This is a genomic window from Arthrobacter gandavensis, assembly GCF_015355785.1.
Lineage (GTDB): Bacteria > Actinomycetota > Actinomycetes > Actinomycetales > Micrococcaceae > Arthrobacter_B > Arthrobacter_B gandavensis_A.
This window is the reverse complement of record NZ_JADKYW010000006.1, coordinates 253,679-276,808: the sequence shown is the minus strand read 5'-3', so window position 1 is coordinate 276,808 and position 23,130 is coordinate 253,679. Positions and strand designations below refer to the sequence as shown.

21 protein-coding genes and 1 pseudogene are annotated in these 23,130 nt (G+C 67.3%); 6 read left to right on the top strand and 16 right to left on the bottom strand.

What is annotated here, in order from left to right; translation table 11 throughout:
- Window positions 1-43: 43 nt before the first annotated feature.
- From hrpB to ITX31_RS16100, 5 genes and pseudogenes are all read right to left on the bottom strand, one after another.
- Window positions 44-2,716: an ATP-dependent helicase HrpB gene (gene hrpB / locus ITX31_RS13090; RefSeq protein WP_194784299.1), complete on the bottom strand. Its 2,673-nt coding sequence runs from the start codon at window positions 2,714-2,716 to the stop codon at window positions 44-46.
- Between the two features lie 192 nt (window positions 2,717-2,908).
- A complete protein-coding gene (locus ITX31_RS13085; protein ID WP_194783859.1) occupies window positions 2,909-3,253 on the bottom strand; it encodes a hypothetical protein in 345 nt (114 codons plus the stop codon).
- Window positions 3,254-3,255: 2 nt separating this feature from the next.
- Window positions 3,256-4,140, bottom strand: coding sequence for a sensor histidine kinase (locus ITX31_RS13080; protein ID WP_194783858.1), 885 nt, complete (start codon window positions 4,138-4,140; stop codon window positions 3,256-3,258).
- A gap of 8 nt (window positions 4,141-4,148) precedes the next feature.
- Window positions 4,149-4,244 (bottom strand): winged helix-turn-helix domain-containing protein, encoded by a 96-nt coding sequence (locus ITX31_RS16105; protein WP_323745678.1) that lies wholly within the window; start codon window positions 4,242-4,244, stop codon window positions 4,149-4,151.
- Window positions 4,245-4,384: 140 nt separating this feature from the next.
- A pseudogene (locus tag ITX31_RS16100) lies at window positions 4,385-4,492 on the bottom strand (DNA-binding response regulator); the annotation flags it as partial.
- A 176-nt stretch (window positions 4,493-4,668) separates the two neighbouring features.
- Between ITX31_RS16100 and ITX31_RS13070 the strand changes: the two are divergent.
- Together ITX31_RS13070 and ITX31_RS13065 are read left to right on the top strand one after the other, a co-directional pair.
- Window positions 4,669-5,406 (top strand): TetR/AcrR family transcriptional regulator, encoded by a 738-nt coding sequence (locus tag ITX31_RS13070; protein WP_194783857.1) that lies wholly within the window; start codon window positions 4,669-4,671, stop codon window positions 5,404-5,406.
- The gene (locus tag ITX31_RS13065; protein WP_194783856.1) at window positions 5,390-6,133 is read left to right on the top strand and encodes an SDR family NAD(P)-dependent oxidoreductase; all 744 of its coding nucleotides are present in this window, start codon (window positions 5,390-5,392) and stop codon (window positions 6,131-6,133) included. The genes ITX31_RS13070 and ITX31_RS13065 overlap by 17 nt, the downstream gene beginning before the upstream one ends.
- Here ITX31_RS13065 and ITX31_RS13060 read toward each other — a convergent pair.
- The 8 genes from ITX31_RS13060 to ITX31_RS13025 all read right to left on the bottom strand — a co-directional run bounded on the left by ITX31_RS13060 (window position 6,130) and on the right by ITX31_RS13025 (window position 13,381).
- Window positions 6,130-7,218, bottom strand: a complete 1,089-nt coding sequence (locus tag ITX31_RS13060; RefSeq protein ID WP_194783855.1) for a sulfate/molybdate ABC transporter ATP-binding protein — start codon at window positions 7,216-7,218, stop codon at window positions 6,130-6,132. The genes ITX31_RS13065 and ITX31_RS13060 overlap by 4 nt on opposite strands.
- Window positions 7,218-8,099 carry an ABC transporter permease gene (locus ITX31_RS13055; RefSeq protein ID WP_194783854.1) on the bottom strand — a complete coding sequence of 294 codons (882 nt, stop codon included), beginning with the start codon at window positions 8,097-8,099 and terminating at the stop codon, window positions 7,218-7,220. The genes ITX31_RS13060 and ITX31_RS13055 overlap by 1 nt, the downstream gene beginning before the upstream one ends.
- Window positions 8,047-8,796 carry a molybdate ABC transporter substrate-binding protein gene (gene modA / locus ITX31_RS13050; protein ID WP_194783853.1) on the bottom strand — a complete coding sequence of 250 codons (750 nt, stop codon included), beginning with the start codon at window positions 8,794-8,796 and terminating at the stop codon, window positions 8,047-8,049. The genes ITX31_RS13055 and modA overlap by 53 nt, the downstream gene beginning before the upstream one ends.
- A gap of 23 nt (window positions 8,797-8,819) precedes the next feature.
- Complete coding sequence (locus ITX31_RS13045; RefSeq protein WP_194783852.1) at window positions 8,820-9,230, bottom strand: TOBE domain-containing protein; 411 nt, start codon at window positions 9,228-9,230, stop codon at window positions 8,820-8,822.
- Window positions 9,231-9,374: 144 nt separating this feature from the next.
- Window positions 9,375-10,652, bottom strand: a complete 1,278-nt coding sequence (locus tag ITX31_RS13040) for a pyridoxal phosphate-dependent aminotransferase (protein WP_194783851.1) — start codon at window positions 10,650-10,652, stop codon at window positions 9,375-9,377.
- 82 nt (window positions 10,653-10,734) lie between these two features.
- Entirely contained in the window at window positions 10,735-12,162 is a 1,428-nt protein-coding gene (locus ITX31_RS13035; RefSeq protein ID WP_194783850.1) for a YhgE/Pip domain-containing protein, read from the bottom strand.
- Window positions 12,163-12,347: 185 nt separating this feature from the next.
- Complete coding sequence (locus ITX31_RS13030) at window positions 12,348-12,809, bottom strand: MarR family winged helix-turn-helix transcriptional regulator (protein WP_194783849.1); 462 nt, start codon at window positions 12,807-12,809, stop codon at window positions 12,348-12,350.
- Between the two features lie 80 nt (window positions 12,810-12,889).
- Complete coding sequence (locus tag ITX31_RS13025; protein WP_194783848.1) at window positions 12,890-13,381, bottom strand: GNAT family N-acetyltransferase; 492 nt, start codon at window positions 13,379-13,381, stop codon at window positions 12,890-12,892.
- A gap of 186 nt (window positions 13,382-13,567) precedes the next feature.
- Between ITX31_RS13025 and ITX31_RS13020 the strand changes: the two genes are divergently transcribed.
- Entirely contained in the window at window positions 13,568-15,478 is a 1,911-nt protein-coding gene (locus tag ITX31_RS13020) for an ABC transporter ATP-binding protein (protein ID WP_194784298.1), read from the top strand.
- On the opposite strand, the gene ITX31_RS13015 is transcribed toward ITX31_RS13020, so the two are convergent.
- Window positions 15,414-15,935, bottom strand: a complete 522-nt coding sequence (locus ITX31_RS13015) for a MarR family winged helix-turn-helix transcriptional regulator (protein WP_194783847.1) — start codon at window positions 15,933-15,935, stop codon at window positions 15,414-15,416. The genes ITX31_RS13020 and ITX31_RS13015 overlap by 65 nt on opposite strands.
- Window positions 15,932-17,584: an MFS transporter gene (locus ITX31_RS13010; RefSeq protein WP_194783846.1), complete on the bottom strand. Its 1,653-nt coding sequence runs from the start codon at window positions 17,582-17,584 to the stop codon at window positions 15,932-15,934. Before ITX31_RS13010 ends, ITX31_RS13015 begins: the two co-directional genes overlap by 4 nt.
- Before the next feature lie 270 nt (window positions 17,585-17,854).
- Between ITX31_RS13010 and ITX31_RS13005 the strand changes: the two genes are divergently transcribed.
- On the top strand, window positions 17,855-19,270 hold the full coding sequence (locus ITX31_RS13005; RefSeq protein WP_194783845.1) for a cryptochrome/photolyase family protein: 1,416 nt from the start codon (window positions 17,855-17,857) through the stop codon (window positions 19,268-19,270).
- A 122-nt stretch (window positions 19,271-19,392) separates the two neighbouring features.
- Window positions 19,393-20,775 (top strand): LssY C-terminal domain-containing protein, encoded by a 1,383-nt coding sequence (locus ITX31_RS13000; RefSeq protein WP_194783844.1) that lies wholly within the window; start codon window positions 19,393-19,395, stop codon window positions 20,773-20,775.
- On the opposite strand, the gene gap is transcribed toward ITX31_RS13000, so the two are convergent.
- Window positions 20,772-21,782, bottom strand: a complete 1,011-nt coding sequence (gene gap / locus ITX31_RS12995) for a type I glyceraldehyde-3-phosphate dehydrogenase (protein WP_194783843.1) — start codon at window positions 21,780-21,782, stop codon at window positions 20,772-20,774. The two genes, ITX31_RS13000 and gap, sit on opposite strands and share 4 nt — an antisense overlap.
- A 100-nt stretch (window positions 21,783-21,882) precedes the next feature.
- Here gap and ITX31_RS12990 point away from each other — a divergent pair, with 100 nt between their 5' ends.
- Window positions 21,883-23,115 (top strand): ROK family protein, encoded by a 1,233-nt coding sequence (locus ITX31_RS12990; RefSeq protein ID WP_228529339.1) that lies wholly within the window; start codon window positions 21,883-21,885, stop codon window positions 23,113-23,115.
- Window positions 23,116-23,130: the final 15 nt, after the last annotated feature.

Genomic DNA, 23,130 nt, shown 5'->3' with positions numbered 1-23,130 from the left:
CGGGCAGACCTGGCGAGCGTCGGTATGCTGCTGGCCTGCAGCGTCACCCCCGGGCTTTTGTCCGGGCGGTGGCCGGTGCGCTCCACGGATCCTCCGGCCACGGATGGCGCGGATAGCGACCGCGCATTTCCGCGCGCACCTGGGCGTATGGTCCGGACCAGAAGGATGCCAAATCGCCGGTAACTGCCAGGGGACGGCCCGCGGGGGAAAGAAGGTGGAACTGCAGCCGAATCCTTCCGGCGGCGAGGAGCGGTGATTCGACCCAGCCGAAGCACTTTTGGAGCTTTACGGCCAGCACCGGCGGACCGTCGTCGTCCACGTCCGGGTAGCTGATCCGTTCCTGCGTTCCGCTTGGAACGAGGATCTTCTCCGGCGCCAGCTCGTCCAGCCGGGCCGCCTCGGGCCAGGGCAGAAGACGGCGCAGCGGGTCCAGGAGATTGACGTCAGCCGCCCGCGCACCCCCTGCCAGTGCCTCCAGCTCCGGTCCAAGCCAGTCTTCCAGACCTGCCAGCAGGGCAGGGTCGGAGACGTCGGGCCAGGGCGGGCCGAGCACCCGGTGCAGCAGCGCCAGCCGGCGGCGAAGTGCATCGGCAGGCGCAGACCAGCCAACGGCCTTCAGGCCCTGCACCGCGATGGCCCGTGCTACGGCGGACCGTCCCGCGTCCGCGGCGGGCCGGACCGGAGTCGCGGAGAGCTCGATGGCACCAAGCCGCGAGACCACCCGGGCGGACACTTTGCCGGCAACGAACAGTGCAGAGACTTCCCGCGTGAGCAGCTGGAAGGCTGCTGCTTCCGCGGCCTCCTGGGAAAGGGGCGCTGCGGCGCGGATAACCGCACCGGTACCCGCCGCAGCGCGCCCCGCGGCCCGGGCAACCTCGGCCACTGCCAGCCAGTCATGTCCGCGAAGCAGGCTGTCAGCTGGCAGGCCGGCCCGGGTGCCGGATGCCAGCAGGTACTGCTCCCCGTCGGCCCCGGAAACGCGCCGCGCCACCCGGTCCGGGAACGCCAGGGCCACCATGGTCCCCACTGCGTCCCCGGCGGCCGTGGCCGTTGCCGTGTCCTTTGCCGGGACAGGCTGTCCAACCGATTCAGCCAGCCGCTGCAGGCGCCGCGCCTCACGGACGAAGGAGGCGGAACCCGGGTCCTTGCCCGAGCGGAGCGCGGAGAGAAGCCGCACCAGGTCACCACCGGCAGGCCGCCTGTCCCCGGCGAGCATGGCAGTGATTTCAGCAGCAGTGCGGGCGCCAAGCGGCCCGGAACCATCAATCAGCGCACGGGCCAGACGCGGATCCGCCGGGATGCGGACCAGCAGGTGTCCCGTCGCGGTGGCCTTTCCGTCAGCATCTATTGCGCCAATGCCTTTCAGGACAGACTCAGCGTCTGCCAGGGCAGCTTGGGGAAGTTCCTGCGGCAGTGCCAGGCCACGGCCGCCCGGCGTTCCCCAACAGGCAAGAATCAGCGCGGCGGCGGTAAGGTCCGCGGCTGCGGCCTCGGGCGTGGGGTGGGCCGGCGACGCGGCATAGGCAGCCTCCGAATAGGCCCGGACAACGGTACCGGGTCCCTGGCGCGCCGCGCGTCCGGCCCGCTGCCGGGCCGAGGCCCGCGAAGCGCTGACGGTGACGAGCCCGCTCATCCCTCGGGCGGCGTCCCGCCGGGGCTCACGCGCCAGCCCGGAGTCCACGACCAGCCGGACCCCGGGAACGGTGAGTGAAGACTCGGCCAGGGACGTGGACACGATGATGCGTGGCCTGTCCCCGGGCGACCGCCCGGAAACGGCCCGGTCCTGTTCGGCGGGCGGTGCCTGGCCATGCAGTTCCAGGACTTCGGTGCCAGGTCCGGCCTCGTGTCGAAGGACCCGCGCAACGTTGGACACCTCCCGGGCGCCCGGAGCGAAGACCAGGGCATCAACATCCGGGTCTCCGGCCAGCGTCCGTGCGTGCTCCCGCGCGGCGAGCCTGGCCAGGGCATCGAGGAAGGCGGGCGTGACCCCGCGTTCGTCCAGGCGTGCTGCGGCGGGCGGTTCCCATTGCACGCGGAGCGGATGAAGCGTTGACGGGCAGTCGATCACCGGAGCCGGCAATTCGGGTGAACCCACGAGTTCGGCGAAGCGCTCCGTGTCCAGAGTGGCGGACATGGCCGCAAGGAGCAGGTCCGGCCGCAGCTGGCGCACTTCAGCGAGCATGCCAAGAAGCAGGTCGGTTTCGAGGCCGCGTTCGTGGACTTCATCCAGCACGACGGCGCCCGCACCTTCCAGACCCGGATCGGCCAGCAGCCGGCGCAGCAGGATCCCCGGGGTTACGAATTCGATCAGGGTCTGCGCGCTGCTGCGGCTGTCGCCGCGGACGGTGTATCCAACGCGCTTCCCCACTGCACTGCCGTCCAGCTCCGCCAGCCGGCGGGCGGCAGCGCGGGCAGCCACCCGGCGGGGCTGGGTGACAATGACGCGAGGTGCGGGGCCGACTCCACTGTTCCCCGTCGTACCGCCCGCCACCAGGTTGGCTGCCAGGGGCGGTACGAGGGTGGTCTTGCCTGTGCCGGGCGGTGCCTGTACGACTGCGGTGCCTCCCGGACGGACCGGGCCGTCCGGGATAACCGGTTCCACGCCCCTTCCCAGTGCTGCCGCGGCCACCGGCAGCGACGCCGCGAAAACCAGTCCACGGCCCAGCACTCGGAGATTGAAAGGCCCCAAGGGCAGTTCCCGGTCGGGTTTGGAAATGTTCACCGGACCATTCTCCCCCGGTCTGCCTGCCAGCCGCGCTGCAGTGCACTCATTGCAGCCGGGGCCGGAGGAGCCTTAGCCCTCGGCAGGAACGTCCGTGGCTTCACCGCCGGTCTCCGGATGTCCGTGTCGATTCCGGTCTGGCATGCCCGCACGTCCACCGTCATGTTCCGGCCCGTCAGTCCGCGGCTAGCCGTCGTTCCTGGTTCCCCTGTCCTGCCTGCCCTGATCCGGTGCGTCCTGGTTCCCTGAATCCTTGTCCTGGGAATCCCCGTCCCGGCTGTCGTTGTGCTGGCTGTCGTCATGCTGGCGGCCGTTGTTCCCGGGCGGATTTTCCGCCTGCCCCCGCTGGGGAGGCTCGGGACGGGCGCCGTCTACTTCAGACGTAGCTGATGCGGGCTCCGTGTTATCCGCAACGGCCATGCCCGTGATGAACGTACCGGTCAGCAAGCCGGCCGCGGCCAGCCCACTGGCACTCCAGACAATGATTTTCTTGGCTTTACGGCCAATCTCCATGGTTGTATTCACCTTCACAATCAGAGTGTGGATACCTGCGCCTTCATAAGGCCAGGGCCGTCGTCGGAAACCCGGAGAACGCCTTCCCCACCGCGTGCCGATACCTGCACCCAGACCGTGGACCGGGCATAGTCGGATGCGTTCGCCAGCAATGCAGTGACGATCCGCTGCACCGCTGCCGCACCGGCACGGACCCTGACCGGCGTTTCGGGAACATCCAGCAGCAGCCGCAGGCCGTGCCCGCTGAGGGTGGGGCCGAAGGCTTCAGCACCCTTCCGGGCCGCTGCACTAAGATCAACGGGTTCGGGCGGGCCTGCACGGCGCGGATCGGCGGACTCCAGGAGGTCCTCGAGGATTCCGGTCAGCACTTGCGCGTCGGCGATGATGTCCTCCAGGCCGGACTCCACGAACTCCTGCACTGGGACGACGCGTTCTGCCGGTCCGCCCTCCGTAGAACCGGTGCCCAATCGGCGCCGGAGCAGCTGCGCCCGGGTTTCCGAGGTATCGATCGCAGCCTGGACTACGTCACGGCCGTCAGTCCTGGTTAGCACCCGGAACGTTGTTCCAGACGCCTCTACGGTTTCCTGAACTTCCCCTCCGCCGGCCGCAACCGCGGCAAGTGACGATTCGACTGGAAGTCCTTCAGGCATATCCCTCGACACGCTCACCCTGCCGCGGTCGTAGACAGCAAGGAAGATGTCCAGCGGGGCATCCCGCGGGTTGTTCAGCTCAGCCGCCGACTCAAGGCGGTCCTGCAGCGCCCCTTCGGCGCCCGTCGCCGCGAGATAGTAGACGACCATTCCGGCCAGCGAGAGCAGCACGACGGTCAGTGCCGTGAACTGCAGGGCAAGCCGGCGCGCCGCACGTCGCGGCTCGGCGCCGTTCCCCTGCCCGGGCCGGAACAAGCGCCGCCTCACGCCGGCTTGCCCAGCCGGTAGCCGATTCCGCGCACTGTCATGACTGCGGGCCTGCCGAGCTTCCGGCGAAGGTAGTGGACGTAGGTGTCCACCACGCCGTCGTCTTCCGCGTCCGGAAACACCAGGTCATGCAGGTCAGCGCGGGGAAAACCTGTCGCGGACGGCGGGCCACTCCCCTGCTTCGCAGCCTGGCCAGGACGTCAAGGCCTTCGATCGCCGGCAGGCCACGGTCCAGCAGGAGGACGTCGAAGTCGCGGGTGAGGCCCTCGTGCAGGGCGCGTTGTCCGTCATGGGCGGCAATCACGGCGTATCCCTCTGATTCGAGGATCTCCGTGAGCATCTGCGCCAGGCGCAGGTCGTCCTCGACGACTAGGATCCGGGGTTGGCCTTCCATTGCGCGAGTATAGAAGCGGCCCGTTGCTCAAACGCACTGCCAAGCGGGTTTACACTGTAAACGGAACCGGATTCGCCAGGCGCTCCGGTGCTGAACCGGAACAACCGTTCGGAGGCAGTCCCATGGCAGCTCACCAACCGCTCAGCTCCGCAGGAATAGCCCGGGCTGCGGCGCGGATCGCGGATGAAGAGGGACTGGAGGCAGTCAGCATGCGCCGGGTCGCCGGAGACCTTGGCGTCTCGGCCATGGCGCTCTACCGCCACGTAGCCGGCCGACAGGAACTGCTCCTGCTGATGGCCGACGCCGTGAAAAGCAATTCGCTGCTGCCGGAGGGCGAACAACCCTGGCAGGAGATGCTGGCGCACATGGCCGGATCCCTGTGGAGGACCTTTACGGTCCACCCCTGGCTGCTGGGCATCGTCCTGAGCCCGCGCCGGCTGGTCAACCTGGCTGCGCCGGCCGATGTGGAACGCCTGCTCGGGGCCCTGACCACCGCCGGGCTGGATGAAGATGAGGGGTTTGACTGCCTGCTGGGCGTCTCGGCGGCAGTCATCGGCACCGTGACCGTTGCCGGGGCCGCCGCTCCCGGCGCATCCTCCGCGGGGAAGGAGCCGGTTCCAACTGCTTCTGCACCGGCCGGGTCGGGGCAGTACGCCGGCGAACCCGGCACGCAGGGCACCGACGGCCACCCCCGGGCCAACCGGTTCCAGCACCGCAGCATCAATGACGAGGTCTCCCGGCAGTCCCTGGACTTCCTGGTGGCGAACTTCATCCGCGGCATCGAATCCAGCCGCGCCCAGCCACCGGGCTCTTCCCGGGAGCCGGTCTCACGAAAGGAAAACCATGCAGCTGAAGAATAAGACCGCGATCGTGACCGGCGGCGCCGGAGGCATCGGCCGCGGAATCGTCCGGCGGTTCCTGGCCGAAGGAGCCCGGGTCGCGGTGGTCGATATCGACCAGCACCAAGGAGACCAACTGCTGGCGGACCTGGACGGCGAGGTCATCTTTCTGGCCAAAGACATCTCGGTCGAAGAGAACGCAGCCGCGATCGTCGCGGAAACCGTTGAGCGCTTCGGCGGCCTCGACATCCTGGTCAACAATGCCCACGCGTCGAAGCAGGCTTCCATCCTGGAAACCACCAGGGAAATCTGGGAGCTGTCCTTCAACACCGGGACCATGGCCACGTTCCACCTGATGCGCGCCGCGTACCCGGAACTGAAGAAGACTCGCGGGAGCATCATCAACTTTGCTTCCGGCGCCGGCATGAAAGGCCTGCCCAACCAGGTGGCCTATTCCGCCGCCAAGGAAGCCATCCGCGCCATTACCAGGACGGCCGCCACCGAGTGGGCGGCTGACGGCATCCGGGTCAACGTGGTCTCTCCCGTCGCCTTCACCCCGGGAATCGTGCAGTGGAGCAAAGCCTTCCCGGATGCGTACCAGGAGGTACTTGACGGCATCCCGCTGGGACGGCTCGGTGATCCGGAAACGGACATCGCGCCCGTCGTCGCATTCCTGGCCAGCGACAACGCCCGTTACATGACGGGCCAGACCCTCATGGCGGACGGCGGCTCCATCAAGCTGTACTAACCGGCGGGCCGGTCCGGCACCGCCAATGCCGGGTAACTTGTCACGGCAGATGAATCAAGCAGGAACTGCGCCCTCTCACCCACGCCCAGGGACAGCTCGGCCGCGGCGGCCGGGCTGATGTCCGCTGCCAGGCCGGCGCCCCGCACTCGGATCCGATCCCCCTGCGGCTCAAGATCCGTAATGGTCACGTCCAGGATTTCCCTGCCCGGGAGCGCGCCGGCGCGTGCGCCCGGCCTTCTAACCGCAAGGGCCGACGGCGGAAACACGGCCAGGTGGGGGACGCCGGCCTGCGGGGCAGCCCCCGCGTCAGGCACTGGAAACTCCAGTCCCCCGGGGGCCAGCAGACGACCACCGCTGGCTGTGCCACGGACCAGGTTGAGTCCGGCCAGGCTGGCCATGAAGGGGTTCTGCGGGCGGCGCAGCACTTCGGCGGGCGGGCCGGATTCGACTATTTGCCCCTCCTGCATCACCAGCACCCGGTCTGCCAGGGTGAGTGCATCGAGCACGTCATGCGTGACGATCAGGGCGCTGCGCCCGGCCAGTACACGCTTCAGCAGCCGGCGCATGAGGGGAACCGTTTCAACGTCCAGGGCAGCCATAGGCTCATCCAGGAGCAGCAGGTCAGGTTCCGCGGCCAAAGCGCGGGCCAGGGCTACCCGCTGCGCCTGGCCGCCCGAAAGTTCACCCGGCCGCTTGGCGGCAAGTGCAGAGGCGTCGGTCTCGGCCAGCCATCTCCGCGCAGCTGCCCGGGCCGCCTTGCGCCCAGTGCCCATGCTCCGCGGGCCGAATGCAACATTTTCCTCCGCACTCAGGTGCGGAAACAGCAGCGCTTCCTGGGCCAGGAGGGACGTTCCGCGGCGGTAAGCCGGGAGGGACACGCCTCTGCCGTTCGAGAGGCTGAAGAGCGTGGTGCCGTTCAGCTCAGCCCGGCCGCGTTCGGCGTCGATCAGGCCGGCAAGCAGTGAGACGACGGTCGATTTCCCGGCCCCGTTGGGCCCCAGCAGGGCCACGGTCTCACCGTCCCCAATGTCAAAGGCCACGTCGATTCGCCGCCCGGGCAGCTCCGCCCGCATGCGCAGTGCCATCAGGCCGCAGCGCCGGACGGGGCAGGACGTCCCTCGGCAGAAGTGGAAGCGGTGCGGGCAGGGACAGAACGGTAGGACAGTCCCACCACGAGGACGGCCACCACTACCAGCACCAGCGAGAGCGCCACCGCGGCGTCGGCGTCGGCCTCCCGCTGCAGGTAAATCTCCAGCGGCAGGGTCCGGGTGACGCCCTGCAGGCTGCCGGCGAAGGCCAGGGTGGCGCCAAATTCGCCAAGGCAGCGGGCAAAGGAAAGCACCGCGCCGCTGGCCAGCCCTGGCAGCACCAGCGGGACAGTAACGCGGCGGAGGACTGTCCAGGGGCGCGCGCCGAGCGTTGCGGCGACGGCTTCATAGCGGGTTCCGGCGGTCCGCAGGGCACCTTCCAGGGTCAGCACCAGGAACGGCAGGGCCACGAAGGTTTGTGCCAGCACGACGGCGGCGGTCGAGAAGGCAACCTGGACACCGAGCAGTTCGAGCGCTCCGCCAAGCAGCCCCTGCCGGCCGAAGGTATACAGCAGGGCTATGCCGCCAACTACCGGCGGCAGTACCAGGGGAAGCAGCACCAGGGACCGGACCAGCCGTTTTCCCGGGAACCGCGTCCGGGCAAGGATAAGCGCCAGCGGCACACCCAGGAGGATGCAGAGCAGGGTACTTGCGGTTGCGGTGCGCAGGCTCAGGGACAGGGCAGCGAGAGAGGATTCCGAGGCCACCAGGGGGATGAACTCTGCCCAGTTGACCTCCGCGGTGATCGCGGCCAGCGGCAGCAGCAGGAACAGCGCTCCGGCAACGGCACCGGCCAGCGTCCAGCGGGGCAGCGGCACCGCGCCGCTAGGGGACGCCAAAGCCGGCCTCTCGCAGGGCTGCCCGGCCTTCGGTGCCATGGACGAAGCGGACAAACGCATCCGCCAGACCGGCATCGGCAGAGCCGGTCAGCCGGGCAAGGGAATACCGGTTCACCGCCAGCCCTGCCTCGGGAAGGGGCACCTCCTGGACTTTGCCGCCAGCGGCACGGACGTCGGTGACGTAGACCAGACCGGCATCGGCTTCACCAGACGCCACCTTGCCCATGACTCCCGTCACGGAAGATTCTTCGCTGACCGGCGACAGGCGGAGGCCTGCGGATTCTGCCAGCTTTGCAGCGGCAGCACCACAGGGAACCTGCATGGCGCAGACCACGACTTGCGCGCCGGTCCCAGCCAGGTCCGCAAATTCGGTGATGCCTGCCGGATTACCCTTCGCAACCGCAATGGTCAGGGTATTCGTGGCAATGTCCAGCGGGTCCCCGGCGGCCATCCCCCCGCCCGCCACTTTGGCCATGTTGGCCTCGTCGGCAGAGGCGAAAACGTCCGCCGGCGCGCCGGCGAGGATTTGGGCGGCAAGATCTGCGGAACCGGCCAGGTTGAGCCGCACCGCCGTCCCGGGATGCGCCGCTTCAAAGTCCTCCGCCAGCCGGGTGAAAGGCACGGCCAGGGACGCTGCGGCGAACACGGTGAGTTCCGCACTCTCTTCCCGTGGCCGTGGGGACTGGCTGGAGCACCCGCTCAGTCCCAGCGCACCGGTCAAAAGCAGAGCGGTCACAGCCGTATCGAGACGGCACCGGTTCACGGATGCTTCTTTCCCGATGGCGTTTCAACCATGACATTGGTCGCTTTCACTACCGCGGTTGCCGTGGATCCCAGCTCCAGGCCCAATTCGCGCACCGCCTCGGAACTCATAAGCGAAACCACCCTGAACGGGCCGCACTGCAGCTCCACCTGTGCCATCACCTTGTCCATGACAATGTCCGTCACGAGGCCCACAAAGCGGTTCCTCGCTGAGCTGGCTATTTCCGTCGGGTCCTCCGGCAGCTGTGCCTGGCGGCGGGCGAGCTGCGCCAGCTCCAGGCTGTCGATGACCTGCCTGCCGCTGGCGTCCCGGCGCCCGGTCAGGGTACCGTTGTCGATCCAGCGGCGTACCGTGTCATCACTGACACCCATGAACCGTGCCGCTTCGGCAACTCGCAGGCTAGGCATGCAACGACAATAAACCGCAGATACGTTCATTTCCACTTGCAGCGGGGATATTTGCGGATCGTCCCTCGATGGGAGCACGGAAGCAGAAGCCCTGCTCCGCCGGGCTCACCGGCGATCTGCGCAGCGGCCCGGGCACCGCAATGGCTAGGCCTGGGCGGGGACCTGGTGGTCGAATGCGGCATCTCCGGCGCTGGTCTCTGCTGCCGCCTCCGCCCGGTGTCCGGCAAGGAACTCCGCGATCCGGTTCACGGCGTCGCGGATGTCTTCCTCCGCGGGCAGGATGACGAACCGGAAGTGGTCCGGATCCGGCCAGTGAAACGCGGTTCCCTGCGAGACGAGGATCTTCTGTTCCTCGAGCAGGTCAAGGACAAACTGCTCGTCGTCGTCGAACGGGTAAAAGGCACGGTCCAGCTTCGGGAACAGGTACATGGCTCCGGAGGCCGGAACACAGCTGACTCCGGGGATGCCGTTGAGCAGGCGGCAGGCGAGGTCGCTCTGTTCTGCCAGTCGTCCGCCCGGCTTCACCAGATCGTTGATGCTCTGGTATCCGCCCAGTGAGGTCTGGATGGCATGCTGCGCAGGCACATTGGCGCACAGGCGCAGGGAGGCCAGCAGGTCCAGTGATTCCCGGTACGCGGCGGTGTCGGTGCGCTTGCCGGTCAGTGCCACCCATCCGGCCCGGTAACCGGGCATCCGGTAGGCCTTGGAGAGCCCGGAGAATGTCAGCACCGGCAGGTCACCGGCCACGGTGGCCGTATGAATGTGTTCCGCCCCGCGGTAGACGATCTTCTCGTAGATCTCATCCGAGAAGAGCACCAGGTTGTGGCGCCGGGCCAGGTCCGCGAACTGTTCCAGGACCTCCCGGGGGTAGACGGCGCCGGTCGGGTTGTTCGGGTTGATGATCACGATCGCGCGGGTGCGGTCGCTGATCTTCTCCTCGACGTCCGCCATGTCCGGCCACCAGTTGTTGTGCTCGTCGCACGCGTAGTGCACGGCTTCTCCGCCGGAGAGCATGACCGAGGCGGTCCAAAGCGGATAATCGGGTGCCGGGATCAGCACCTGGTCGCCGGGCTCCAGGAACGCCTGGAGCGTCATCGAAATCAGTTCGCTGACGCCGTTGCCAACCCAGATGTCCTCTACGCCGATCTGCATCAGGCCGCGGGTCTGGTAGTACTGCGAGATCGCGGTTCGGGCTGAGAAGATGCCCTTCGAGTCGCTGTAGCCCTGCGCACCGCGCAGGTGGTGGATCATATCCACCACAATCGACTCCGGCGCCTCCAGGCCAAAGGGTGCCGGGTCCCCCAGGTTCATTTTGAGGATCCGCTGTCCGGCCGCTTCCATTTGCTTGGCGACCGCCTGGACCGGCCCCCTCAGGTCATAACGGATGTTCTGTAAACGGCTCGAATTCTGCATAGGGGGCATCTTCGGATTTTCCCACCGCCGGGCCCTGCCGCCAAACCGGCCCCGGAAATGTCGGCTCCTCACGGTGGGTCGGGCCTGCCTCCTAAGCGGCCCGGGCGGTCCCCTTTTCAACGTCAGCCGCCGCCTCGCGGACTCCGTGCATCCGGTCGTACAGAACCGAGAACAGCAGGGCCAGCGCCGCCGCGGCAAGGATGATGACTCCCATCCCAACCAGCCCTGCCTGCAGTCCGGCGGAGGCCTCGGCGTCGTAATAGAGAACCGCCTTGTTGGCGATGGTCATCTGGTACAGCGGCTCACCGCGCGCGATGAACGCGAAGAACGCGGGCAGGGTCTCCAGCGGCACCACGCCGGTGGCAGCCGGAAGGCCCATGAACACCACGTAGATCAGGGACAGCACCATGCCGGCGCTGCCAAAGATCGTAATCAGGGCAAACGTCACCGCGGACACCGTGACAATGGACAGCCAGGTACTGAAGAAGAACCAGCCACCGTGCGGAATGGGCATGCCGACGGCGTGGGCAACCCACATCATCAGGCCGGCGGTTGGCAGCCCGGCCACGACGGCGATACCCCACTTGAGCAGGAACGCCGACCAGCGTGCCGGAAGCAGCCTGGGGCCCAGGACGTAGCGGGGACCAAGCTCCACCGGCAGCACGCCCACCCGCGAGTCCACCAGGAAGTGCAGGGTCACCGAACCGCTCAGGCCCACCACCATCAGCAGCACGGAGTAGAAGAAGGCGCCCATGCCCAGCGCGGCGCCGTCCGGTGGCTTCTGGAAAGCCCCCTGGGTGAGCTGGATCGGATCCCGCAGCACCTCCGCGGAGGTACCGTTTATCTTCGGAGCCAGCTGTTCCTGCACCTGGGCCGGGACTCCGGCCTCGGTCAGCTCGGCACCCTGGCGTTCGGCCGCCTCTCCCTGGACCTGGCGCGCCGCGTCCTCCAGCTGTTCGCCCAGGCTGATGCTGGCCTGCTGCAGCGCCGGTTCGACGGCGTCTGCCGCAAGCTCGCTGGCGAGCGGGCTCGCCAGCGGATTGGTGTAGAGCATGATCTCCGGCCTGCTGGCATCGCCGTCGGTCAGCGATGAGGAAACCAGTGAGACGGCGGCTTCCGAGAAGTCCTCCTCCACCACCACCGCGGCGAAGACCTGCCCGGTGCGCAGCTGGTGCTGGGCGTCATCCCAGCTCAGCGGCCGCAGTTCGATCTTGTCCGTCTTGGCGAAGTCCGCCTCCATGGTGCTGGTGATGTTCTCGCCGAAGTTTTCCTGGCCGGTCGGTGTGTCAGCACCCTGGTCCCGGTTAACGACGGCGACCGGCAGGTGGTTGAGGTTGCTCTCCGGGCTGCCCAGTCCGCCAATATATAGGGCTGAGCCGGCCCCGCCCAGAAGGAGCAGGACCAGCAGGGGAAGAAGCCAGGTGCGCGGTGAGAAATAGGCTCCTGCCCGGCTGCCCCGATATCGGGTGCCTGAAGCAGGTTCTGCGCCGCGGCCTGAGCGCGGTTCGTGTGCGGGCATGGGAACTACCTCCCGGGATGCCGCTGACCTGCCGCGGGTACCGAACGTTGAGACAACCACTGTCCCCATTGACGGTACGTGCACCCCGGTCCGGCGCACAGGCCCGGTGCTGCGCGGAGGTGTCTGTGCGGCCGAAGTTCTCCCTGCGGCACCTGCTTCCCGCCCGGTTTTCCGCTGCCGGGGGATCAGCCGTGCCGGCTGCGGCCTGGAGAGGCTTCCCCCGCCAACTGGCCCAGGATCCTCTCGAGTTCTGCCCGGTCTTCCGCGGAAAGGGCCGCGAAGTATTCGTCTGCCTGCCGTGCCCGGTCTTCCCGGACTTCGGAGCGTATGCGGGCGCCTTGTTCGGTGAGCGTGATCAGTGTGGCCCGCCGGTCGGACGGATCGGGCTCGCGATGCACCAGGTTTTTCGCCTCGAGCTGGTCCACGACTTCAGTGGCTGACCGGGGTGCGATGCGCAGCGACTCTGCCAGGTCCTTGAGCCGGAGCCCCCCGTCGTTCCCTCTCCGCGCCGCGGCATTCAGCGCACGGAACTGGTGCGGCGTCAGGTCAAACGGTGCCAGCTGTTTCATCCAGCGGCCACGCAGGCCCCGGAAGGCGGCGTGCATCAGCTCGCCCAGGGTGGCTGAATCTGCTGAGGAACGCGGCATGTCTTCAGTCTAGCTAGTCGGTGAGGAACCGCACTGTGAGGTAGCCACAGGAGTACGAGGCGTTCCGGCGCCGGAACGGATCAGGTTAGCGGGGCAGGACGGACCTGCCCGGGCAGGTCCAGGCGCATAAACACACTGTGGGGGTCTTCCCGGTAGCTACCGAACGGGGCACAGGCAACGAACCCGGCACTCTCGTAAAGCCGCCGCGCCGGAGCAAAGAAGTCCATGCTTCCGGTTTCCAGCGAGATCCGCTGGACAGAGCGGGCAGCTGCGTCTTCCAGGAGATGCTGCAGCATTAACCGCCCGACACCGCGGCCGCGCAGGCCAGGAGCCGTCCGCATGGACTTGAGTTCCTCGTGCCCGGGTTCCAGGACAGCGAGTGCGCCGGTCGCGGCCATGGACTCACCATCCCAGGCCGCCCAGAGGCGGACGGACGGCTGGCGGAGAGCGTCCACGTTCAGCGCATGCCGGCTTTCGGCCGGCGCAGTGGGCCGCAGGTCATCCAGATGGGACTGGAGGAAGTGGGCCAGCCGGGAATCCGAGAAGTCGGCGCGGCGGAGCGTTATCGTCATGCACTTCAACCTACGGCCTCAGGCACCGGAAACCGCCAGTGTGACAGGAAGCACTTCTAGGCGCTAACCTCATAATGAGGTAACCTCTACATATCCGGGCTGCACGCAGCCACCCCCGCGGCGCCCGGACTGCACAAGGAGGAACCTTTGACCCCATCCAACCCGCGCGAACGCCCAGGTGCCGGAATGCCCGACGGTCCCGGCGCCGTCCCAGGCACCTCAGGCCCCGGCGGCGGAGGCGGACGGGGACCGGCACGGCTCAACCCGGCGGATCGGAAACAGCTCAGCCGCCACCCCGTCAGCCTGCGGCGCATCGCGGCACTGTTCGCACCGCACAAGCGGACCATCGCCGTCGTCATTGCCCTGATTTCCGCAGCCTCCGTGGTCAACCTCGCCCAGCCGTTCCTGGTGCGTGCCGTGATCGATGATGCCCTGCCCAACCAGAACCTGCGGCTCCTGGCAATCCTGACGGCATCCATGGTGGGCGTCGCCGCACTGACGAGCGCGATCGGCGTCGTACAGACCTGGCTGGCTACCAAAATGGGCCAGCAGGTCATGCACACCCTGCGGGTGAAACTGTTTACCCATCTGCAGGCCCAGTCCCAGGGCTTCTTCATCCGCACCCGCGGCGGCGAAGTCCAGTCCCGGCTCACGCATGACATCTCCGGCATGCAGTCGGTGGTCACAACAACGGCTACCGGCGTGGCCGCGAACCTCACCGCCACGGTCGCCACGGCAGCAGCCATGGCCGCCCTCTCCCCCGGACTCAGCCTGATTTCCCTGGCAGTTCTTCCGCCCGCCGTCTGGCTCTCCCGCAGGGTCGCGAAGCTGCGGCGCACGGTTACCGACGAACGCCAGCGCGAACTCGCCGCCCTGCACACCCAAGTGGAAGAGGGGCTCTCCGTCTCCGGAGTCCGCCTTGCCAAAACCCTTGGCACCATCCCGCGCGACGCCGAACGCTTCACCGCACGCTCCCAGATCCTTGTGGGGCTGGAGCTGCGCAGCCAGCTCGCCGGCCGCTGGCGGATGGCAACCATGCAGGTGGTCTTCGCCGCAATTCCGGCGGTGATTTACCTGGCCGCAGGCTTCCCAGCCGCCAGCGCCGGCATGACAATCGGCACCCTGGTCGCCTTCACCGGGCTGCAGGCGGCGGTGTTCCGGCCGGTGATGGGCCTGCTGGACATCGGCGTCCAGTGGGTCACCGCGCTGGCCTTTTTCAGCCGCATCTTTGAGTATCTCGACCTTGAGCCGCAGCTAAAGGCTCCGCTTCATCCGATACCTGTGGATCCGGATCGGGTACGCGGCGAGGTGCGCTTCGAGGACGTCGAGTTTGCGTACGACGGCGATGCACCGGTTCTGCGCGGCGTTAGCCTGACGCTGCCGCCCGGAACCACCACCGCAGTCGTGGGGGCGACCGGTTCAGGCAAGTCCACTCTCGCATCACTGGTGCCGCGGCTGAATGATCCGGCCAGCGGGCGGGTCGCGATTGACGGCGTGGATGTCGCTCAGCTGGCGCCCGAAGACCTGTCCCGGATTGTGGGGGTAGTTTCCCAGGAGACGTACCTGATCCACGCTTCGGTGCGGGAGAACCTCCTGCTTGCCAAGCCGGATGCGACGGACTCGGAACTGCGGCACGCTCTGGCAACCGCGCAGATCGCGGACGCGGTCGGCGCCCTCCCGGACGGACTCGACACGCTGGTGGGAGCCCGCGGGCACCGCTTCTCCGGCGGTGAACAGCAGCGCCTGGCGGTCGCCAGGACCATTCTGCGCAATCCCCCGATCCTGGTGCTTGACGAGGCGACCTCCGCCCTGGACAACACCACTGAGGCCCGGGTCCAGCTGGCCCTTGAAAGACTCTCCGCAGGACGCACCACGCTCACCATCGCCCACCGGCTCTCCACGGTGCAGAACGCTGACCAGGTGGTGGTGCTGGACGCCGGACGGATCGTCGAGCAGGGAACCCCCGCCGAACTCGCCGCTGCCGGCGGGCCGTTTGCCAGGCTGGCTGCCCGGCGCAGCGAGGCTCCCGTACTCAGCCAGCCCGCTGGACCGGAGCGCCGCCGTCGGGCGCCGGCTGTCCCGGCGGAGACAGGGTAGCCCCGAGCCCGGAGCGCCTGCTTCCGCCGAGCCGGGCGAGGTACCCGGAGAACCGGTGCAGGTCCTCGGTGGACCAGGACCCCAGCACAGCCGGATCCAGCATGATCCCGGTGTGGACGGCCGTAACCCGGTCGGCCGCCGCCGGAGTCAGTACCAGCACCCGCGCCCGCCTGTCCGCAGGGTCCGGCGAAACCTCGATCAGGCCCAGTGCCTCGAGTTGGCGTGACTGCCGGCTGATGACGCTCTTGTCCACCATCAGCAGCTCAGCCGCGGCCCCGGAGTGCAGCGGCCCGAAGCGCTTAAGCAGCTGGAGCGTCTTCAGCCCGAACAGGGACAGCGAGGGATCCACCGCCCTGGCGGCCTCACGCATCCGGGTCCGGACCACCTCGGTGAGCAGGCGCAGGTTGGCTTCAACCTCGCGCTGCGCCTGCTCCCGGGAGTTCCCCTCCGGGCTCACTGTCCGTCGCGCTGCCTGCCCGGCTGGCCGGACGGTGCGGACGGATCGATCAGGGCGGCGGATCCCGTTGCCGCGGCGGAGAGTGCAGGCTCCGCAGGTTCAGTCTCCCGGGCAGCGGCGCTGTCGGACGCAGCCTTCTTGAGCTGTACGGCATTCTGGCGGCCCAGCTGGGCGTTCGGCAGGAAGACCACGGCGACCAGGGTGACCACGGCGAGTGGCACGCTGTACATGAACACGTGCCCGACGCCGACTCCGTAGGCGCTTTCCACCAGGGCGGCGATCGCGGAGGGCAGCTCGGAGATTTTCGGGATGGTGCCGCTGCCCAGTGCTGAGGCGGCAGCCGCCTGGTCAGCCGGAGCCAGCGCGGTGATTCCGTCCTTAATCCGTGAGGACACGATCGTTCCCAGCACCGATCCGAGCACCGAGACACCCACGGTGCCGCCGAGGCTGCGGAAGAAGGTGACGGCGCTGGTGGCGACGCCCAGATTCTTGACCTCAATCGAGTTCTGGACCACCAGCACCAGGTTCTGCATGAGCATGCCCAGGCCGGCGCCGAGGACGGCCATGTAGATTCCCACCAGCACCAGGCTGGTTTCGTATGTGAGGGTGCCCAGCAGGAGAGTCCCCAGCACGGTGAGCACACCGCCGGAGATCATGATGGCCTTCCACTTGCCGGTCCGGCTGATCACGCCGCCGAATACTGTGGATGCAATCAGCAGGCCCGCCATCATGGGAATGGTCAGCAGCCCGGACTGTGTGGGCGTGGCGCCCCGGGCCAGCTGCATGTACTGGGCCAGGAACACCGAGGTCCCGAACATCGAAACACCCACGGAGATGCTGGCGACCACGGCAAGCGTGAACGTGCGGTTCCTGAACATGGACAGCGGAATGATCGGTTCCGGTGACTTGAACTCCACCAGCACGGCAGCAATCAGCAGGACTGCGGAACCGGCCACCATCAGGAAGGACGCAAGCGAAGCCCAGCCGAACTGGTTGCCCGCCAGGGTCACCCAGATCATCAGCAGCGACACGCCGCCGGCGATCAGCACCGCGCCAAGGTAGTCGATGTGGACCTTCCGCTTGGCGTGCTTGGGCAGGTGCAGGGTGAGCTGCAGCAGGATGATGGCTGCGATGGCAACGGGCAGCGCGATGAAGAAGTTCCAGCGCCACCCGAAGGCGTCGGTTACGACGCCGCCAAGCAGCGGCCCGCCGACCGTTCCAACCGCCATGACGGCACCAAACAGGCCGGCATACTTGCCGCGGTCACGGGGGCTGATGATGTCCGCCATGATGATCTGGCTCAGCGCCGCGAGCCCGCCGGCACCAAGCCCCTGGAGCACGCGGAAGACAATGAGCGTTCCGGTGTCCTGGGAGAAGCCGGCCAGTGCAGAGCCGAGCACAAAGATGCCCAGGGCCAGCTGGATGAGCAGTTTCCGGTTGAACAGGTCCGCAAATTTACCCCACAGCGGCGTCGACACGGTCGTTGCGAGCAGTGTTCCGGTGACCACCCAGGTGTAGGCGGACTGGTCGCCCTCGAGGTCCGAGATGATCAGCGGCAGGGACGTGGAGACCACGGTTCCGGCAAGGATTGAAACGAACATGCCCAGGAGCAGTCCGGACAGGGACTCGAGCACCTGGCGGTGGGTCATGGATCCATCGGGTGACACCGTGCGGCGTGTTTTCTTCGTTTGTGCCGGCTGTTCGGGCGCGGTTGTTGGGGCGTTAACTGCGGGGGGCATCGGACTCCTGCTGATAGTTGATTTAGGTCAACTATACAAGTGGTTGCCTGAGACAACTAGTTTCGTGCCGAAGAACACAGCGGAGTTCGAAGGGCGCCGCGTCCGGCCACCTCCCCCCACCGCGCCGCCCCGCGGGTAGGGTCTCTGGTACCGGCAACATTTCCGAGGAAAGGACCGCCCGTGGTCTCCATCGCCTGGTTCCGCGACGACCTGCGCACGGCGGACAACCCTGCCCTGCTGGCCGCAGTCCAGGAGGGCAGCGCAGTAGCTGTTTACGTCCTGGACGAGGAGTCTCCCGGCATCCGCCCGCTCGGCTCTGCGGCGAGATGGTGGCTTCACCATGCGCTGCTGGCCCTGCGTGCCGACCTCGCCGCCCTCGGCATTCCGCTGGTACTCCTGCGCGGACCCGCATTGAAGGCAGTGACGGCCTTCGCCGGTGACTCCGGCGCCGGCCACCTGTTCTGGAACCGACGTTACGGAGGGCCCGAACGCGAGGTGGACTCGGCAGTCAAGGAATGGGCAGCTGACGCGGATGTCCACGCGGAGAGCTTTCAGGCTTCCCTGCTGCATGAGCCATGGACCGTTCGAACCGGACAGGGTGGTCCGTACCGGGTCTTCACTCCGTTCTGGCGTGCAGTTTCCGCCCAGGATTTCCGGGCCCCGCTGGATCCCCCCGCCACAACCGGCGGTCCGCCGTCGAGCCTGCCCTCCGGTGATGACCTGGACAGCTGGGACCTGCTGCCGAAGCACCCCGACTGGTCCGCCGGGCTGGCCGAAGCGTGGACGCCGGGCGAGGAGGCCGGACTCCAGGCGCTGGAGGATTTCCTCGACGGACCGGTCCAGGATTACGACGACGGCAGGGACCGTCCGGCAAAACCGGGAACCAGCCGGCTCTCCCCCTACCTGCGGTGGGGCCATGTGAGTCCGTTCCAGGTCTGGCATGCGCTGGCCAGGGTACGCGGGAACGGCCCGGGTCCGGGCGCGTTCGGCACGGAGATCGGCTGGCGCGAGTTCTGCTGGCACCAGCTCTTCCACAATCCGGACCTGGCTACCAGGAACCTGCGCCCGGCCTTCGACGGCTTCCCCTGGGACCACCCCGGGGGCGCCGCGCAGACTCCTGCCGTGCTGCGCGGCGCCGGGCCGGCCGCGCCAACGGAAAGCCGGCAGGATGACCTGGAGCCACTGGATGCGTGGAAGGCCGGGTTGACCGGAATTCCACTCGTAGACGCAGGCCAGCGCCAGCTCTGGCACATGGGCTGGATGCACAACCGGGTGAGGATGGTGGCGGCGAGCTTCCTGATCAAGAACCTGGGCATCCATTGGCGGGTCGGTGAAGAGTGGTTCTGGGAAACCCTCGTGGATGCAGACCCTGCGAGCAACCCGGCGAACTGGCAGTGGGTTGCCGGATCCGGCGCGGACGCCGCGCCCTTCTTCCGCATCTTCAACCCGGAGACGCAGGCAAAGCGCTTCGACCCCGACGGCGCCTATATCTCCCGCTGGGTGCCTGATGCCCTGGCTCCGGGCTACCCCGAGCCCCTGGTGGATCTGAAAGAATCACGGCGCCACGCGCTGGACGCGTATGAGAGCATCCGCTGACCCGCTGCATTGGAGGGACGTTAGGTGCGTCCGGACCGGCATACGGCCTGCTGCCCTTTCGGGTGGCCCGGCAACCGGGCTAATTTTGGCGGACATCACCCGCGCCGGCCACGGAGGCAAGGATGTCCCAGGATCTGGCTGATACTCAGAACGGCCCGGCCCGCACGCGCCGGGCCGCCGTCGAGGCAGCCTTCGACTGGGGGTTCTTCGTCTTCGGCGGGCTCGCAGCGATCTGGTTTGCCGTGCTGCTCCTGGATGAAAGCCTGAGCTTCAGCCGGCTCTGGTTCCTGGTGTTCTTCTGGGCCGCGCTTGCCTATCTGGTGCTGCCCCGGCTGCACAAGATCCTGACCACCATTTACATACCGGACTATTTCATGGGCCGCACCCGGACCAGCGACGGACTCTTCGGCGATCCGGTGAACCTGGCGTTCAATGGAAACGCCGGGCAGCTGCACGCGCTGATGCGGACGGCCGGCTGGACGCAGGCGGACCCCGTGGACTTGGCCAGCAGCCGCAGGATCATCACCTCGACGCTGTTCCGCCGGAGCTACGACGCGGCACCGGTTTCGCCGCTCTTCCTGTTTGAACGCCAGCAGGACTTCGCCTATCAGCAGGAAGTGGACGGCAATCCCGGCAAACGGCACCATATCCGGTTCTGGAAGTGTCCGGACGGCTGGAAACTGCCCGGCGGGATCGCCGTGGACTGGCTGGCCGCCGCGTCCTACGACCGCGCCGTGGGACTTTCATACTTCACGCTGCAGGTGACCCACCGGATCAGCCCGGATGTAGACCATGAGCGCGACCACGTTGTTGAATCCGTGCTTGGCGCCTCCCGGGCAGTCTCCCTGACAGTGATCCCCGACTTTTCCTCCGGCTACCATTCACGCAACGGCGGCGGTGACAGCATCCGCACGGACGGCAACCTGCCGGTCCTCGACGCCGGCGCGGTGCGCGGGGCCTATGAGGACCAGCTAGGCGGAAGGCGGGGACGCCACCGGGCGGGGCGTCCGGCACCGATCGTGGTTGGCGCGGTGCTGATCCTGCTGCGCGTGGCCGCCGCCCTCGCAGTGGCCGGACTGCTCTTCACCGGCTCGGCAGAACGGACCTGGGTGGCGGATCTTGCCGGGGAGGACCGCGAACTGTTTGCCGCCGCGGACGTGTACGTCCCGGCCGCGATCGTACTGCTGGTGTTCTCCGCCTTCGAAATCAGCCTGGCGCTGCTGGTCCTGCAGGGGGCCAACTGGGCCCGGATCACAGCCATGGTCCTGAGTTCAATCTCCATCGTCCTGCAGGGCGCAACGTTCATAGCGGGCGATCCGGACCAGGTCCTGCAAAGCGAGCGTCCGGCCTATGCGCTGGATGTACTCATCCTCCTGGCCCTTTCAAGCGACCGGGCCCGGAAGTTCTCCCACCTTAAGCGAAAGGGCAGAAACGGCTCGTTTCAGCGTTCAAACGAGCCGTTTCTGCCCTCTCGGCGGGGAAAAGGATTCCCTAAGCCGAACTAGCCCAGCTTGGAAGCCACCAGCGCGGTGAGGTCCACCAGGCGGGAGGAGTAACCCCACTCGTTGTCGTACCAGCCCACGATCTTCACCTGGTTGCCCTGGACCTTGGTCAGGCCCGAGTCAAAGATGCAGGAAGCCGGGTCCCCGACGATGTCCGAGGAGACAATCGGATCCTCGGTGTACGTGAGGATGCCGGACCAGCGGTCCGAGGCAGCCGCGGCACGGAACGCCTCGTTCACTTCTTCCGCAGTGGTTTCGCGGCTGACCGTAACGGTCAGGTCGGTGGCGGAACCCGTGGGAACCGGAACACGCATGGCATAACCGTCAAGCTTCCCCTTCAGATCCGGAAGCACCTTGCCGATGGCCTTGGCTGCTCCGGTGGAGGTGGGGATCACGTTCAGGGCGGCGGCGCGGGCACGCCGAAGATCGCTGTGCGGGGAATCCTGCAGGCGCTGGTCTGCCGTGTAGGCGTGAATGGTGGTCATCAGGCCCTGCTCAATGCCGAATTCGCGGTTCAGCACGTCTGCCATCGGTGCCAGGCAGTTGGTGGTGCAGGAGGCGTTGGAGATGATGTTGTGCTTCTCGGCGTCGTAATCGCCGTCGTTCACGCCCATCACCACGGTGAAGTCCTCATCTTTCGCCGGAGCGGAAATCAGGACCTTCCGCGCGCCGGCCGCAATGTGCTTCTCGGCGTCGGCTGCCTTGGTGAACAGGCCGGTGGATTCGATGACGATGTCCACGCCCAGGTCGCCCCAGGGAAGGCTGCCCGGATCGCGCTCGGCGAGGACCTTGATGGTCTGGTTGCCGACCTTGAGGTCGCCGTCCACCACGCGTACGTCTTCAGCGAGCCGGCCTGCAACCGAGTCGTACTTCAGCAGGTGTGCCAGCTGTTCCGGATCTGCCAGGTCATTGACCGCAACAACGGTGAACCCGTTCTCGCTTTGCAGCGCGGCGCGGAGGAAGTTGCGCCCGATGCGGCCAAAACCGTTGATTCCAACTCGAATACTCACAAAGGCCTCCTGAAGGCGTGGTGACTAAATTTAGAGACTAAATATATGAACTAGTACAATTATGCTGTTATTCCCGCCACTCGTCAAAGGGGCCCTAACCTTGGATGTTTCAGCCAGCACTCCGCAGCTGCTGCGCCGCACCAACCTGCGCTCAGTCCTTGACGTGCTGCGCACCGTACCCTCGGCGACGGGCACCGACCTCATCCACGCCACGGGCCTCACGCGCGCCACGGTCATCGCCGTCTGCGATGACCTCATTGCCCGCGGCTGGGCCCGGGAGGCCGCCTCTCCCCGTGCAGGAGGCCAGAAAGGGCGGCCTGCACGCCGGTTCGAGTTCAACGAGAGTGCCGGGTTTGTCCTGGGGCTCGACGTCGGACTGGCCACCGTGCGCGTCGTCGTCTCCGATCTGGCCGGCAGCGTTGTCGGCGGAACCGTGTCCCGCTTCCCACACCACGGAGGCACACCTGCTGACCGGCGTTCCGCAGTCATTGGCGCCACGCAGGACGCGCTGGCCGACGCCGGTGTCCCGGCTGCCGGCGTTCTGGGCGTTGCACTGGGAATCGCTGCCCAGGTCACTCCCGAGGGCACCATCGCCCCCGGACAGGAACTGGCACCCCTGTTCGATCTTGGCCTGACACAGGAATTCGCCGAGGGATTCGGTTGGCCGGTCCTGGTGGAGAATGATGCGAAGCTCGCTGCCCTGGCCGAGCGCTGGCGCGGAACCGGCGCGGATGAAAGCAACCTGGCCGTGATCCTTGCCGGTGAACGACTGGGTACCGGGGTCATAGAATCCGGCAGGCTGGTCCACGGGGCGCTGGGCCGCGCGGGAACCATGGGCGGCCTGGAACTGGTTGAGGGCGTCGGCAACCAGGACGGCATCGCCAAGCTGGCACGCCACTGGGGCACGGCTGCGCTGGACGCGGGGCATGACGGGATGATCCGCGCCCTGGTGGGTGAGCATACGAACCGTGTTTCGGCGCGGTACGTCTTCGAGGCGGCCGCAGCCGGGGATGAAACCGCAGCACAGATCCTGGGCCGAATCGGCAAGCGCATGGCCCGGGTCCTGGCACTGGTCTCCACGTTCTTCGATCCCCGCCTCATTGTGATTGGCGGCGCCGTTGCCGCCTCGGCCACCGCGCTGCTGCCCGTCATGACTGACGAACTTGCCCGGTATGTTCCGGACCCGCCGCGCCTGGCAGTTTCCGAACTGGGCGAAATGCTGGTTGCCACCGGGGCCGTCCGGCTGGCGCTTGACCATGTGGAGGCACGGCTGCTTGACCTGAGGCCGGGCAACGGCGCTGCTCCCTCCGCCAGGCCGGTCCTCTCGGCCTAGACTTGCCGTGCACCG

Bases quoted from the DNA above. Each gene is read 5' to 3' on its own strand.
- ITX31_RS13065 (WP_194783856.1), top strand. From the start codon at position 5,390: ATGCAGCTGAAGAATAAGACCGCGATCGTGACCGGCGGCGCCGGAGGC.
- ITX31_RS13025 (WP_194783848.1), bottom strand. From the start codon at position 13,381: ATGACGATAACGCTCCGCCGCGCCGACTTCTCGGATTCCCGGCTGGCC.
- ITX31_RS13055 (WP_194783854.1), bottom strand. From the start codon at position 8,099: ATGGCACCGAAGGCCGGGCAGCCCTGCGAGAGGCCGGCTTTGGCGTCC.
- ITX31_RS13030 (WP_194783849.1), bottom strand. From the start codon at position 12,809: ATGCCGCGTTCCTCAGCAGATTCAGCCACCCTGGGCGAGCTGATGCAC.
- ITX31_RS13035 (WP_194783850.1), bottom strand. From the start codon at position 12,162: ATGCCCGCACACGAACCGCGCTCAGGCCGCGGCGCAGAACCTGCTTCA.
- ITX31_RS13060 (WP_194783855.1), bottom strand. From the start codon at position 7,218: ATGGCACTGCGCATGCGGGCGGAGCTGCCCGGGCGGCGAATCGACGTG.
- ITX31_RS13045 (WP_194783852.1), bottom strand. From the start codon at position 9,230: ATGCCTAGCCTGCGAGTTGCCGAAGCGGCACGGTTCATGGGTGTCAGT.
- ITX31_RS13070 (WP_194783857.1), top strand. From the start codon at position 4,669: ATGGCAGCTCACCAACCGCTCAGCTCCGCAGGAATAGCCCGGGCTGCG.
- ITX31_RS13020 (WP_194784298.1), top strand. From the start codon at position 13,568: ATGCCCGACGGTCCCGGCGCCGTCCCAGGCACCTCAGGCCCCGGCGGC.
- ITX31_RS13040 (WP_194783851.1), bottom strand. From the start codon at position 10,652: ATGCCCCCTATGCAGAATTCGAGCCGTTTACAGAACATCCGTTATGAC.
- ITX31_RS13010 (WP_194783846.1), bottom strand. From the start codon at position 17,584: ATGACCCACCGCCAGGTGCTCGAGTCCCTGTCCGGACTGCTCCTGGGC.
- ITX31_RS13000 (WP_194783844.1), top strand. From the start codon at position 19,393: ATGTCCCAGGATCTGGCTGATACTCAGAACGGCCCGGCCCGCACGCGC.